Origin of the sequence: Flavobacterium sp. MR2016-29, from assembly GCF_015350695.1 — a bacterium.
Lineage (GTDB): Bacteria > Bacteroidota > Bacteroidia > Flavobacteriales > Flavobacteriaceae > Flavobacterium.
Map to the genome: position 1 here is coordinate 248,286 of NZ_JADKPU010000006.1, position 13,003 is coordinate 261,288.

The 13,003-nt window shown below is 33.0% G+C and carries 12 protein-coding genes; all 12 read left to right on the plus strand.

Annotated elements, in window-relative coordinates; all coding sequences use genetic code 11:
- Window positions 1-36 precede the first annotated feature (36 nt).
- Window positions 37-1,092 carry a helix-turn-helix domain-containing protein gene (locus IR010_RS14795; RefSeq protein ID WP_194604894.1) on the plus strand — a complete coding sequence of 352 codons (1,056 nt, stop codon included), beginning with the start codon at window positions 37-39 and terminating at the stop codon, window positions 1,090-1,092.
- 98 nt (window positions 1,093-1,190) lie between these two features.
- Window positions 1,191-1,328: a hypothetical protein gene (locus tag IR010_RS14800; RefSeq protein WP_194604897.1), complete on the plus strand. Its 138-nt coding sequence runs from the start codon at window positions 1,191-1,193 to the stop codon at window positions 1,326-1,328.
- A gap of 190 nt (window positions 1,329-1,518) precedes the next feature.
- On the plus strand, window positions 1,519-2,916 hold the full coding sequence (locus tag IR010_RS14805) for a DUF1800 domain-containing protein (RefSeq protein WP_194604901.1): 1,398 nt from the start codon (window positions 1,519-1,521) through the stop codon (window positions 2,914-2,916).
- 12 nt (window positions 2,917-2,928) lie between these two features.
- Window positions 2,929-4,098 (plus strand): DUF1501 domain-containing protein, encoded by a 1,170-nt coding sequence (locus tag IR010_RS14810; protein WP_194570414.1) that lies wholly within the window; start codon window positions 2,929-2,931, stop codon window positions 4,096-4,098.
- Window positions 4,099-4,622: 524 nt separating this feature from the next.
- Window positions 4,623-5,459: a prephenate dehydratase gene (locus tag IR010_RS14815; RefSeq protein WP_029270599.1), complete on the plus strand. Its 837-nt coding sequence runs from the start codon at window positions 4,623-4,625 to the stop codon at window positions 5,457-5,459.
- A gap of 71 nt (window positions 5,460-5,530) precedes the next feature.
- A complete protein-coding gene (locus IR010_RS14820; RefSeq protein WP_194604904.1) occupies window positions 5,531-6,676 on the plus strand; it encodes a pyridoxal phosphate-dependent aminotransferase in 1,146 nt (381 codons plus the stop codon).
- 278 nt (window positions 6,677-6,954) lie between these two features.
- Window positions 6,955-7,815 carry a prephenate dehydrogenase gene (locus IR010_RS14825; protein WP_194604907.1) on the plus strand — a complete coding sequence of 287 codons (861 nt, stop codon included), beginning with the start codon at window positions 6,955-6,957 and terminating at the stop codon, window positions 7,813-7,815.
- A gap of 12 nt (window positions 7,816-7,827) precedes the next feature.
- A complete protein-coding gene (locus IR010_RS14830) occupies window positions 7,828-8,910 on the plus strand; it encodes a bifunctional 3-deoxy-7-phosphoheptulonate synthase/chorismate mutase type II (RefSeq protein WP_029270594.1) in 1,083 nt (360 codons plus the stop codon).
- A 258-nt stretch (window positions 8,911-9,168) separates the two neighbouring features.
- Window positions 9,169-10,152, plus strand: a complete 984-nt coding sequence (rsgA, locus tag IR010_RS14835; RefSeq protein ID WP_194604910.1) for a ribosome small subunit-dependent GTPase A — start codon at window positions 9,169-9,171, stop codon at window positions 10,150-10,152.
- A 30-nt stretch (window positions 10,153-10,182) separates the two neighbouring features.
- On the plus strand, window positions 10,183-10,545 hold the full coding sequence (locus IR010_RS14840; RefSeq protein WP_194570417.1) for a four helix bundle protein: 363 nt from the start codon (window positions 10,183-10,185) through the stop codon (window positions 10,543-10,545).
- 33 nt (window positions 10,546-10,578) lie between these two features.
- Window positions 10,579-11,031 carry a D-aminoacyl-tRNA deacylase gene (dtd, locus tag IR010_RS14845; RefSeq protein ID WP_194604913.1) on the plus strand — a complete coding sequence of 151 codons (453 nt, stop codon included), beginning with the start codon at window positions 10,579-10,581 and terminating at the stop codon, window positions 11,029-11,031.
- Between the two features lie 64 nt (window positions 11,032-11,095).
- Window positions 11,096-13,003 (plus strand): DUF3857 domain-containing protein, encoded by a 1,908-nt coding sequence (locus tag IR010_RS14850; RefSeq protein WP_194604916.1) that lies wholly within the window; start codon window positions 11,096-11,098, stop codon window positions 13,001-13,003.

A 13,003-nucleotide genomic window follows, 5' to 3' on the forward strand; every position in this document is an offset into this window, starting at 1 on the left:
ATTTCAATACGATTTTTAACCAAAAAATCTAATGATATGACTTATAATAATGAAACACTTAAACTTTATAGAGAATATAAAGGTTTAAGTCAGAAAAAATTTGCTGATTTTTTAGGTATTTCTCAAACTGTGATTTCAAAAATAGAAAAAGGTTTGAGGCCTTTAGATGAAGATATTGTCAATAATTTATCCTCATTTGTAAATAAAAAATTCTTTTTACAAAAAATTGAAAATCTAAATCTTAAAATTTACTATAGACAAAGCTCATCTACAGCTAAAAGTACAACTGATTTATTTGAATCTAGATTGACTTTAATCGCAAATCATATTTCGCATTTTTTAGAAGAAATTGAAGCTCCCGAAAATAAAATTCCAAGTATAGACTTAAATGATTTTGGTTTGAATCCTGAAGCGTTAGCTTTAGAAATTAGACAACTTTTTGGGCTAGGGATTTCTCCAATAGACGACATTGTAGAATTGCTAGAATCCAAAGGAGTTTTTGTTCATTTTTTTGATTATCCTTTTGTTACTCCAGAAAATAAAACTTTAGATGGAGTCAGTTTTTATATTAAAGGTAGTCCAGTTATTTTAATAAATAATAAAATACAGAATGCAAGAAAGGTGTTTACATTGGCTCATGAGTTGGGGCATCTAATTATGCATTTAAATTTTATTGTTGAAAGTAATCGTGATGAGGAAGCAGAAGCAAATAAATTTGCTTCGGAATTTATAGCGCCGAAAAGAGCTCTCAATGGTGAATTTAGCAGGTTAACTTTAGAAAAATTATTTATGCTGAAAGCGTATTGGAAAATGTCGGTTGGGGCGTTATTATATAAAGCAAAACAAATTGCGCTAACTCCAGATCAATATAGAAGATGGGTTACACAGCTTTCTGCATATAGAAAAAATGAGCCGCACGACATTGATTTAAGTATTCCAAGAAATTTAAAAAAATGTTTCACTTTCTTTAGAGATACGTTGCATGCAGGTGATAATGAATCTCTTTTTGATGAATTAGGAATAGATAAAAAAATATTTGATGATTTGTATTCTACTTTTACGGAAAAGAGAAAATTAAGAATTATATATTAATAAAGAAGCAACCATGTTAGGTTGCTTTTTTATTTAAAAAAATAAGGTAAAATCTTATATATTTATTGTTTGAATTAAATCATTTTTAAAAGAGCTTCATGAAAAAGAGAAAAGGAATGATAATCACATTAGATGAATTTATAGAAAAACATTACGGAAAAATTGGAACTCCAAAACGAGATAAATTTGAAGCTGGCTACCAAAAGTTTAAGAATAAGGTTTTAAAGAAGTTGTAATTTGCTTTTGATTGTTCGAGTTTCTTGTGAAGATTCCTCGTTGTTCAGAATAACAATATCCCCAAAAAATCCCCGTTCTAATATTACCAAAGCCTTTTAAACTTAACACCTCAGAATCTTAGCGACTTAGCATCTTTTAAAATTAAACCTATAAAAGAAATTTGAGTCTTATTATAATAATTTCTGAATTATGAAAAAAAGCAATCTTTGGTCCTTACGATTAGGTTTTTCAGGAAAACAAGCCTCAACAATTGAAAAACTCGGATTAGAAAAATTTCTAAAACATTCTTACGATTCAAAATTTGATACAGAATTTCCAGTGTTTCTGCAAGATCAGCCTAAAACTGCTTTAGAGCTTAAGCAAATTCGGGAATTATTGAAAACCTCAGATCCTGAAACTAAAAAGGAAATTCAGAAAAAAGAAAATCAAGCAACCGCTGCACTTAAAAAATGGTGGATTGCAAAAATGCGTAACGACGAATTTCCATTACGTGAAAACATGGTTTGTTTTTGGCACAATCATTTCGTTTCCACTTCTCAAAAAGTAAAAATCAATTACTGGATTTACCAGCACAATATGATTTTACGCGAAAATGCCTTTGGAAATTTTAAAGATTTAACCAAGCAGATTCTTAAATCAAACGCAATGGTGCGCTATCTCGACAATGGTGACAACAAAAAAGGCAAAATAAACGAAAACTTAAGCCGTGAATTTCTGGAATTATTCACTATCGGAATTGGAAATTATACCGAAGAGGATATTAAAAACGGAGCTAGAGCTTTAGCGGGTTTGAATATTGGTGATGACGGCGCTGTTTACAGAAAAAATATTGAAGATAATAGTGATAAAACCTATTTCGGAAAAACCGGAAACTGGAAAGCTGATGATCTCGTTGATATCATTTTCGAGCAGAAAAACATTCCGTATTTAATAACCAGAAAAATTCTAGAATGGTTTATATATGATAATCCGCCTGAAAATTTAGTCGTTTATTATGGAGATTACTTCAGAAAAGTAAAGTTTGAAATCGAACCTTTGCTGACTAAAATTTTTACTGAAGAATTTAAAAAAGAGAATTCGGGAAATAAGATTAAAAACCCGCTGGTTTATATTTTACAATTAATGGACGAACTGCATATTACCGATGTTGATGATGCAATGGTCTTGTTTTTTCTGAAACAGCAGGGAATGGATTTGTATAATCAGCTTAATGTGAAAGGGTGGAATGGTGGAAATTCTTGGCTGACTTCGCAGATTTATCTCCAACGCAATAATACTTCGGATTTGCTTTGCAGTGGCAGAAGTATTACGAAAAGAATTTTAAATACAATGTCTAATGCAGACGAAAAACCAAAAGCAGAATTCGAAAAAATCGAAATAAAAATTGATTTTGATTCTGACGGAAATAACAAAACCATCATCGCTGAATTGTCTAATAGATTGTTATTTACAGTAAATGACTCAATGCAGAAAGACATGGAGAATTTGATTAAATACGATTTTGACCCAAAAGATGTGAATGCCAATTTTGCTGTTATTCGATTGTTTAATTACATCACAAAATTGCCCGAATATCAATTGATCTAAAAACTTGCAATTATGAACAGAAGAGATTTTCTAACATTGACAGGAACTTTTACAGGCGGAATGCTTGTGCTTCCTGATTTTTTACACGCTTTTGGTTCGCAAAACAATTTGGTTATCGGCGAGCAATGCATTGTTTTTGTGCAGTTGAATGGCGGAAACGACGGATTGAATACTTTTATTCCGTATCAAGATCCGCTGTATTATGATTTGCGAACTAAAATCGCGTTAAATAAAGATGCAGTAATTGGAAAGAATAACGGAATGGCATTTCATCCTTCTTTAAAAGATTTTGCACAAATGCAGCAAAACGGTGATTTAACCGTGATTCAAAATGTGGGATATCCAGAACCAATTCGTTCACATTTTAGAAGTCAGGAAATCTGGCAGACTGCAACAGATTCAAATAAATATATAAACGAAGGCTGGCTGGGCAGATATTTAGATTTACAGTGCAACGGTCATCAGGCAACAGCGGGAATAAATCTGGATTCAATTGATAATTTGGCATTGAAAGGATTAGAACCAAATTCAATAACAGTTAAAGATCCGAATCGATTCAAAATAAAATCAAATAAAGACGAGAATATAAAACTATCTGATAATCCTCAATTAGATTTTGTACGTAAGATTGCTAATTCGGTTACAGAAGGATCAGATGAAATTCAGAAAGCTTTAGCGAAATCGAAATCTGAAATCAGTTATCCAAAAACAGAATTATCCAAAAACCTAGAATGGATTGGCAGATTAATAAAAGGAAATTTAAATTCGAAAGTTTATTATACTTCACTTGGCGGATTTGATACGCATGATAATCAATTGGCTATTCATGAGAAAAAATTAACCGATTTAAATGATGCTTTATTTAGTTTTTACAGTGATTTAAAACAAGCACAATTACTTCAAAATGTTACTATTGTGGTTTTTTCCGAATTTGGGCGACGAGTAAAAGACAACGGAAACGGAACCGATCATGGAACCGCAGCGCCAATGTTTGTCATCGGAGGAAATAACAAAGGAACTATTTTAGGTAATAATCCAAACTTAGCCGACTTAGATAATGGCGATTTAAAATACGAAATAGATTTTAGAAGTGTTTATGCTTCTTTATTAAAAGAAAAAATGAATTTCGATTATTCTAAAATTGGGATTTCGAATAAACCGGTTTCAGGATTGTTTGCATAATCGCAACCTTGTCATTTCGACTGAAAGGAGAAATCGCACTAGAAATTCCGTACAGTATATCATCAATCTTTGTCGATTTACGTTTGTGATTTCTCCTTTCAGTCGAAATGGGAAAAACACCGAGTAATCTGTGTAATTCAAATTAAATAGCCACAAAGATTTACGGTAATTCGTGAATTCGTGGCGAAAAAAAACTTAGAACCTTTCAAAAAGCAATTATAAATATCTCATTTTAAGCCGATATTTTTATATTATCATACAAAAGCTCCTAAATTTGTTAAGAAAACCTTTTTTGTTTCATAAAATGCATTATTTTTTTTGGTGCGGTGAAAATAATTTATACATTCGCAGAGAATTTATTGAAAAACACAAACAAAATGTCTAATAACCGTTTTTATTTTAGCAACTCTTTTTATTTCTTCTTTAGTAGAAGTAAGGATTGTGCTATGGTTATTTGAGAAATATAAAATACAAATAAAACTAATATACAATCCTGATGCAAATCAGGATTTTTTTTTGAATATATGACAACGAAAATTGCAATACAAGGTATAAAAGGTTCTTTTCATCATCAGGTTGTAAAAGAGTATTTCTCTGAAAATGTGGCTATTGATGAATGTTTATCTTTTGAAGAATTGATTGACAGTCTGCTTTCTGGAAAATCAGACCAAGCAGTTATGGCGATTGAAAATTCGATTGCAGGGCCAATTATCCCGAATTATGCTTTGATTGACAAAAATAATTTACACATTATTGGAGAACATTATCTAAGCATTCACCAAAATTTAATGGCTTTAAAAGGTCAGAAAATTGAAGATATAAAAGAAGTTCATTCGCACCCAATGGCAATTTTGCAATGCATGGATTTCTTAAAGCAATACCCAAATATCAAATTGGTTGAAGATAAAGATACAGCCGAGACAGCAAGAAGAATTCAGGAAAAGCAACTAACCGGAATTGCGGCAATTGCTAGTAAAACGGCTTCTGAAATGTATGATTTAGAAATCATTGCGCCAGAAATTCAAACGATCAAAAACAATATGACTCGTTTTGTGATTATCAAAAAGCAAAATTCATTTTTGCCGGAAAACGAAATCAACAGAGCTTCAATCAAATTTGAACTAGATCATAAAAGAGGAAGCTTAGCCGCCGTTTTAAACGTAATGAGCGACTGCAAATTGAATTTGACAAAAATCCAGTCATTACCAAAAATTGAAACACCTTGGAAATATTCATTTTTCGTAGATGTAACATTCGAGAAATACGAGGATTTCGCAAAAGCCAAATCATTATTGAATATAATGGCAGAGTATTTAAAAGTTCTGGGAGAATACAAGAATACAAAACCTTTTATAGGTTAAATGTTATTAGTTAAAAGTTAGAAGTAAAAAAGAGCCTAAAGCTTACAGCTTAAAGCCTAAAGCAGAAAAAAATGATTACAACAGCAAAAAGATTAGATACAGTTGAAGAATACTACTTCTCATCAAAATTGAGAGAAGTTCGTCAATTGCAATCTGAAGGAAAATCGATCATCAATATGGGAATTGGAAGTCCTGATTTGAGTCCGTCAAAAGCAGTAATTGAAGCAGTGGCTGCAGCAATTCAAGACGAAAACGGGCATGGTTATCAAAGCTATCAGGGATTACCAGAAATGAGGCAGGCGATGGCAGATTTTTATAAAGATCAGTTTGGTGTTGAAGTGAATCCGAATAATGAGATTTTACCTCTGATGGGTTCGAAAGAAGGAATTATGCACATTTCGTTAGCATTTTTAAATGAAGGCGATCACGTTTTGATTCCGAATCCAGGTTATCCAACTTATACTTCGGTAACTAATTTGGTTGGAGCAGTTCCAGTTTATTATGATTTGAAAGAAGAAAATGGATGGGAACCGGATTTTGAAGCTTTAGAAAAATTGGATCTTTCGAAAGTAAAAATTATGTGGCTGGGATATCCCCACATGCCGACAGGAGCGAGAGGAAGTTTATCGTTATTTGAAAAATTGGTTGCTTTTGCTAAAAAACACAATATATTATTGATCAACGACAATCCGTATAGTTTTGTTTTGAATGATAATCCGATGAGTTTGTTGCAGGTTGAAGGCGCAAAAGAGGTGGCTTTAGAATTGAATTCTTTAAGTAAAACCTTCAACATGGCAGGCTGGAGAGTCGGAATGGTTTTAGGGAATCCTGAAATTATTGATGCAGTTCTAAAAGTAAAAAGCAACATGGACAGCGGTATGTTTTACGGAATTCAGAAAGGTGCAATCGCAGCTTTGAATTGTGATAAATCGTGGTTTGAAGACCAAAACAAAATTTACAGACGCCGAAGAGAATTAACAGAGAAATTAGCAGAAAAATTAGGCTGCGAAGTTTATAAAGAAGGAGTCGGTCTTTTTGTTTGGGCAAAACTTCCGGAAGGAATAGCATCATCAGAAAAGTTCATTGACGAAATATTATATGAGAAACATATTTTCATCACGCCGGGAACTATCTTCGGAAGCAATGGTGAAGGGTATATCAGATTCTCGTTGTGTGTAAAAGAAGAAAAAGTACAAGAAGCGATAGACCGATTTTAAGTATTAAGATTTTAGAATCAAGAATCAAGATTTTTGACGCAGTTTGTCATTTCGAGGAACGAGAAATTACACGAGGAACTCGACAAAGATTGAAGAAATAGCAGGTGGAATTTCTAGTGTGATTTCTCGTTTCTCGAAATGACAAAATTAAAGCTCTTGAAAAAACGAGAAGTTCTAGCTCTGATAGAAGTGGAAATCCTTTTGCGCCGGTTCCGAGGCTTCGGGAGGCGGAAAAGATTGAAACGGATAGCAGGAAACAGCTTCAAATAAAAAGAATTATGAAAGTATACGTAATAGGAATAGGATTAATAGGCGGATCGATGGTACTGGACATCAAAGACCAACATCCTGATTCGACAATTTTTGGAATCGACAGCAACGAAAAACATTTGCAGGAAGCCATTGATTTAGGAGTTATCGACGAAGCAGGAAGTTTTGAAGATTTGGCTGAAGCCGATTTTGTAATTGTTTCCGTTCCAGTTGATGTCGCATTGACAGTTTTGCCTAAAGTTCTGGATTCGGTTGGAGATAAAACAATTGTTTTTGAAGTTGGATCGACTAAAAAGCCAATTTGTGAAGCAGTAGCCAATCATCCGAAAAGAAGAAATTTTATCGCTACACATCCAATAGCAGGAACGGAGTTTTCGGGACCTTCGGCAGCGATAAGAGGTTTGTTTAACGGAAAAACAAACATTATATGCGAAGTGGAAAAAACCACTTTTAAATTGCAGGAAAAAGCATTAAAGCTTTTTAGCGAAATCGGAATGAGAATTCGATATATGGATCCGACTTCGCACGACAAACACATTGCTTACGTTTCGCATTTGTCGCACATAAGTTCATTTATGCTCGGAAAAACGGTAATGAACAAAGAAAAAGACGAACAGGATATTTTTGATATGGCAGGAAGTGGATTTGAAAGCACCGTTCGTTTAGCAAAAAGTTCGCCCGCAATGTGGACGCCGATTTTTAAGCAGAACAAAGAACACGTTCTGGAAACATTAGAAGAATACATTTCAAATCTCAGTCGGTTTAGGGATTTGCTGAAAGATGAAAATTATAACGCCATTTTTGAAGAAATGGAAAGCACAAATAAAATAAAAGAAATACTAAACGGATTAACAACAACTAAAAAGTAAATTAGAATTAAGATGGAAAATAAGAAAGAAATGAGAAAGTGGTTAGAAGATTTCAATTTAAATCACCCACTTGTGATAGCTGGACCATGTAGTGCAGAGACTGAAGATCAGGTTTTAAAAATTGCTCACGAATTAAAAGATTCAAAAGTTAGTGTATTCAGAGCTGGAATCTGGAAACCAAGAACTCGTCCGGGAGGATTTGAAGGTGTTGGAGAAATTGGATTAAAATGGTTGCAAAAAGCTAAAGCAGAAACTGGTTTATTAATGGGAACTGAAGTTGCAACTGCAGCTCACTGTAAACTAGCTTTAGAACACGATATCGACGTTTTATGGGTTGGTGCACGTACAACTGCAAACCCTTTTGCAGTTCAAGAAATTGCTGATACTTTGAAAGGGACAGATAAAATCGTTTTAGTAAAAAACCCAGTAAACCCAGATTTAGCTTTATGGTTGGGTGGTGTTGAGCGTTTACACATGGCTGGAATCGAGAAATTAGGAGTTATCCACAGAGGTTTTTCTACTTACGAAAAAACAAAATACAGAAATATTCCAGAATGGCAGATTGCTATCGAATTGCAAAATAAATTCCCTGATTTACCATTAATTATCGATCCATCCCACATTACTGGAGATCGTAAAATGATTTTCGAAGTAACGCAAGAGGCTTTAGATTTGAACTACGACGGTATGATTATCGAAACGCACTACGATCCAGACAACGCTTGGTCTGATGCTGCGCAACAAGTTACTCCAGACGCTTTGAAACAAATCATTAAAGATTTGACTATCAGAAAAACGGACGATACTACAGATGAGTACAGTTCTAAAATGACAAAATTAAGAGCTAACATCGATGTTTTGGATGCTAACTTATTAGAGTTATTAGGAAAACGTATGAAAGTTGCTGACGAAATTGGTCAGGTGAAAAAAGATGCAAACGTAGCGATTCTTCAAAACAACCGTTGGAACGAAATTTTAGGAAAAATGATTTTGGAAGGTGAGAAAAAAGGTCTTACTGAAGAGTTTGTTTTGAGAATGTTCAAAGCGATCCACCAGGAAAGTATTGGTCATCAAGAGAAAATTTTCAACGCATAATTTTTGTTGAACCATATAAGTGATATAAGATAGTTTTAGTTTTCTAAAGTTTGTTATTTGATTTTCTTATATCATAATTTTAAAAATAGATTGTTTTTTTAAAATCTCCATCGCTTTTAAAGAAGTGCTGGAGATTTTTTTATGATTTTAAATACCGAAATCAATGGGTTTCAATTGTAAAACAGTAATTTTGTGCTTTAATATTTTTTAGTTTTCAGAGTAATCTAAAAATCTAAAAATCTAAAATCTAAAATTTGAATGACAGGACTCGTATATAAATCTACAGGAAGTTGGTACACCGTAAAATCAGAACAAGGTGATTTTATAGAATGCCGTATGAAAGGAAAGTTTAGGATGAAAGGTATCAAAAGTACTAATCCTATTGCTGTAGGTGATATTGTCGATTATGAATTAGAAGAAACTTCAGATGCGGTAACCGGAACGATTTTTAATATCCACGAAAGAAAGAATTATATCGTTCGTAAATCGGTTAATCTTTCGCATCAAATGCATATTATTGCGTCGAATATTGATCGTGTATTTTTATTGATCACCATTAATAATCCGCCAACAACCTTCAATTTTATAGACCGTTTTTTGGTTACGGCCGAGGCTTATAATATCGAAACTATTTTGGTTTTCAATAAAATAGATACTTTTGATGAGCCAACGCTCGAAGATCAATTGTATATGCAATATGTCTATCAGCAGATTGGTTATAAATGCCTTCGTGTTTCTTCAACAGAAATGAAAGGTATTGATGAATTGAAAGAAATGATGATTGGTAAAGTGAGCATGTTTTCCGGACATTCAGGTGTAGGAAAATCAACTTTGGTAAATGCCATGGAACCTTCTTTGCATCTTAAAACCAAAACTATTTCTGAAGCCAGTAAACAAGGTCAGCATACTACTACTTTTGCTGAAATGTATGATTTGTCTTTTAATGCAAAAATTATCGACACCCCGGGAATTAAAGGTTTCGGAATTGTCGATATGGAAAAAGAAGAAATCAGCGGTTACTTTCCTGAATTTTTCAAATTGAAAGATCAATGTAAGTTTAACAACTGTTTACACAAAGAAGAACCGCATTGTGCCATAAAAGCAGCACTGGAAAGAGACGAAATCGCCTGGTCGCGTTACAATAGTTACTTAAAAATTTTAGAAGGCGACGAAGAAAATTATCGCACAGACACTTATGATGAGGATCGTAAAATTAGTGATGAAACTAGAAACCAGAAATAATTGTGAATTGTAAATGGTTAATTGTGAATTATGTCTGACAATGTGATAAAAACTAAGTCATTTAATTTTGCTTTAAGAATTATTAAATTATTTCGTTTTTTAAAGGAAGAAAAAAAGGAGTTTATTTTAAGTAAACAATTGCTTAGGAGCGGTACATCTATTGGAGCATTAGTACGTGAGTCTGAACAAGCTGAAAGCAAAAAAGATTTTATTCATAAACTTGCAGTAGCACAAAAGGAAGCAAATGAAACAGATTACTGGCTAGAATTATTATTTCAGTCGGGCTATTTAAATGAGACTCAATTCAAATCTATAAAATCAGATATTTTAGAAATAAATAAAATTTTAGCTTCCATCATAATTACAACCAAACAAAAATTATCCGCAATTTAATTCACAATTAACCATTTACAATTCATAATTTCTATGAAAGTTGTTCTTCAAAGAGTTTCCCAGGCATCAGTTACTGTCGATAATCAAGTAGTTGCCAACATTCAAAAGGGATTATTAGTTTTGGTTGGAATTGAAGATTCCGATAATCAGGAAGATATTGATTGGCTGGTCGGGAAAATCATTAAAATGAGAATTTTTGGAGATGAAAGTGACATTATGAACTGCTCGGTTCAAGATATTGATGGTGAAATACTTGTTGTAAGCCAATTTACACTTCATGCTTCTACAAAAAAGGGAAATCGTCCTTCGTACATAAAAGCTTCAAAACCAGAATTCGCGATTCCGATGTATGAAAATTTTGTAAAAACTTTAGAAAAAGAATTAAATAAGAAAGTTCAAACTGGAATTTTTGGTGCTGATATGAAAGTCAGTCTGTTAAATGACGGACCGGTTACGATCATAATGGACAGCAAAAACAAGGAATAAAAAATAATTAAACGTTTGTTAAGAATTTCTAAAAATAATATATATTTGGAGAAATTCCTTACTAATGAAAAAACCTTTTTTTGCGTTATTTTTTTTCTTTTTTACCCTTATTTCTTTTGCTCAAAAGAGCGAATATTCAATCCTTACTATTGCCGATAGTCTTAAAGAAAATGCCAATGCAGTTGTTCGTTTAGACCAAACTGATATTGCTATTTTGTCGCAGCGAAGCATGAATGTCAAAAATCATCGCGTTGTGACTGTCTTTAATGAAAAAGGTTTTAACGCTACAGATGCTTACGAATTTTACGATAAATCGACTACAGTTAGAAGTATAGAAGCTACCATATATGATGCATTTGGGAAGGAAATCAAAAAAATCAGAAGAAAAGATTTTAGAGACCAAAGTGTTGTGGGCGGAAGTACACTTTTTTCAGAAAGCAGATACGTTTATTTAGATTATACTCCAGTTTCATATCCGTTTACAGTTGAATTCAATAGCGAAGTTCAAAGTTCTTCAACTGCATTTATTCCAAGATGGATGCCATTAAGAGGATTTAATTTCAGCATCGAAAAATCAATCTTAAATGTTGTTTATCCTACTGATTTAGGATTCAAAAAGAAAGAATTTCAATTCTCGAATTTCAACGTCAAGAAAAATACAGATACCAATACACAGCTTTCTTACACTGCGGCTAATATTTTAGCGCAAAAACAAGAAGATCACAGTCCGTCTTATAAAGAACTTTTCCCACAAGTAATGATGGGCTTAGAACATTTTCATCTTGAAGGCGTTGACGGGACAGCTACAAACTGGACAGACTTTGGAAAATGGTATTCTGAAAAAATACTTTCTGGCACAACCGATTTGCCCGCAGAAACAAAAGCGAAAATTAAGGCAATCGTAGGAGATGAAAAAGATCCGATAAAAAAAGCAAAACTGGTTTATGATTTTGTACAGAAAAAGTCAAGATATGTAAGTATTCAGGTCGGAATTGGCGGTTGGAAACCCATGTTGGCCACAGATGTTGATCGGTTAGGTTATGGAGACTGCAAAGCATTAACAAATTATACAAAAGCGCTTTTAGAAGCAGTCGATGTTCCTTCTTACAACACCGTTTTATATGGAGACACTTATAAAACAAACATCGAATCTGATTTTGTTTCTATGCAGGGAAATCATATGATTCTATCTATTCCAAACGGAAATCATTATACGTGGTTGGAATGCACAAGCCAAGATGATCCTTTTGGTTATCAAGGAACTTTTACAGACGACAGAGATGTTTTAGTAATCAAGCCAGAAGGCGGTGAAATTGTTCGAACTAAAGTTTACGAAGACAATGGTAATACTCAAAAAGACAAAGGGATATATTCAATAGATGAAAATGGAAATTTTTCCGGTTCGATTTCAATAGTTTCTGAAGGCTCTCAATACAGTTCAAAAGCCAGAATCGAAAATTTACAGCCTACAGAAAAAGAAGCACATTATAAAGAATATTGGGATAATATCAATAATTTGAAATTAGGGAAAATAACTTTTTCAAATGATAAAGAAAACATTCGTTTTACCGAAGATGTGCAGCTGAGCGCTATAAATTATGCTTCAATTTCGGCTAATAAAATGATTTTTGCTATTGATGCTTTCAACCAGAATACGGGAAATATCAAGAGAATCAGAAATAGAAAAAATCCGTTTCAAATTCAGCGCGGTTATTTAGATTCTGATGAAATTGAAATTAATCTGCCAGCTGGTTTTGCAATCGAATTTCTTCCTTCAAACTTCGAATTGAAAGGAAAGTTTGGTGAATATAAAACGGAAATCATCAAAAAAGAAAATAACAAACTGACTTACAAACGATCTATGTTTTTGAATAAAGGAAAATATTCAAACAAAGAATACGATGAGTATCGTCTTTTTATGGAGCAAATTTCAAGAAACGACAACGCCAAAATTATATTAACCAAGAACTAA

What these genes read in the sequence shown, in the direction of transcription:
- IR010_RS14795 (WP_194604894.1), top strand. Translation starts at nt 37, where the DNA reads ATGACTTATAATAATGAAACACTTAAACTTTATAGAGAATATAAAGGT.
- IR010_RS14800 (WP_194604897.1), top strand. Translation starts at nt 1,191, where the DNA reads ATGAAAAAGAGAAAAGGAATGATAATCACATTAGATGAATTTATAGAA.
- IR010_RS14805 (WP_194604901.1), top strand. Translation starts at nt 1,519, where the DNA reads ATGAAAAAAAGCAATCTTTGGTCCTTACGATTAGGTTTTTCAGGAAAA.
- IR010_RS14810 (WP_194570414.1), top strand. Translation starts at nt 2,929, where the DNA reads ATGAACAGAAGAGATTTTCTAACATTGACAGGAACTTTTACAGGCGGA.
- IR010_RS14815 (WP_029270599.1), top strand. Translation starts at nt 4,623, where the DNA reads ATGACAACGAAAATTGCAATACAAGGTATAAAAGGTTCTTTTCATCAT.
- IR010_RS14820 (WP_194604904.1), top strand. Translation starts at nt 5,531, where the DNA reads ATGATTACAACAGCAAAAAGATTAGATACAGTTGAAGAATACTACTTC.
- IR010_RS14825 (WP_194604907.1), top strand. Translation starts at nt 6,955, where the DNA reads ATGAAAGTATACGTAATAGGAATAGGATTAATAGGCGGATCGATGGTA.
- IR010_RS14830 (WP_029270594.1), top strand. Translation starts at nt 7,828, where the DNA reads ATGGAAAATAAGAAAGAAATGAGAAAGTGGTTAGAAGATTTCAATTTA.
- rsgA (WP_194604910.1), top strand. Translation starts at nt 9,169, where the DNA reads ATGACAGGACTCGTATATAAATCTACAGGAAGTTGGTACACCGTAAAA.
- IR010_RS14840 (WP_194570417.1), top strand. Translation starts at nt 10,183, where the DNA reads ATGTCTGACAATGTGATAAAAACTAAGTCATTTAATTTTGCTTTAAGA.
- dtd (WP_194604913.1), top strand. Translation starts at nt 10,579, where the DNA reads ATGAAAGTTGTTCTTCAAAGAGTTTCCCAGGCATCAGTTACTGTCGAT.
- IR010_RS14850 (WP_194604916.1), top strand. Translation starts at nt 11,096, where the DNA reads ATGAAAAAACCTTTTTTTGCGTTATTTTTTTTCTTTTTTACCCTTATT.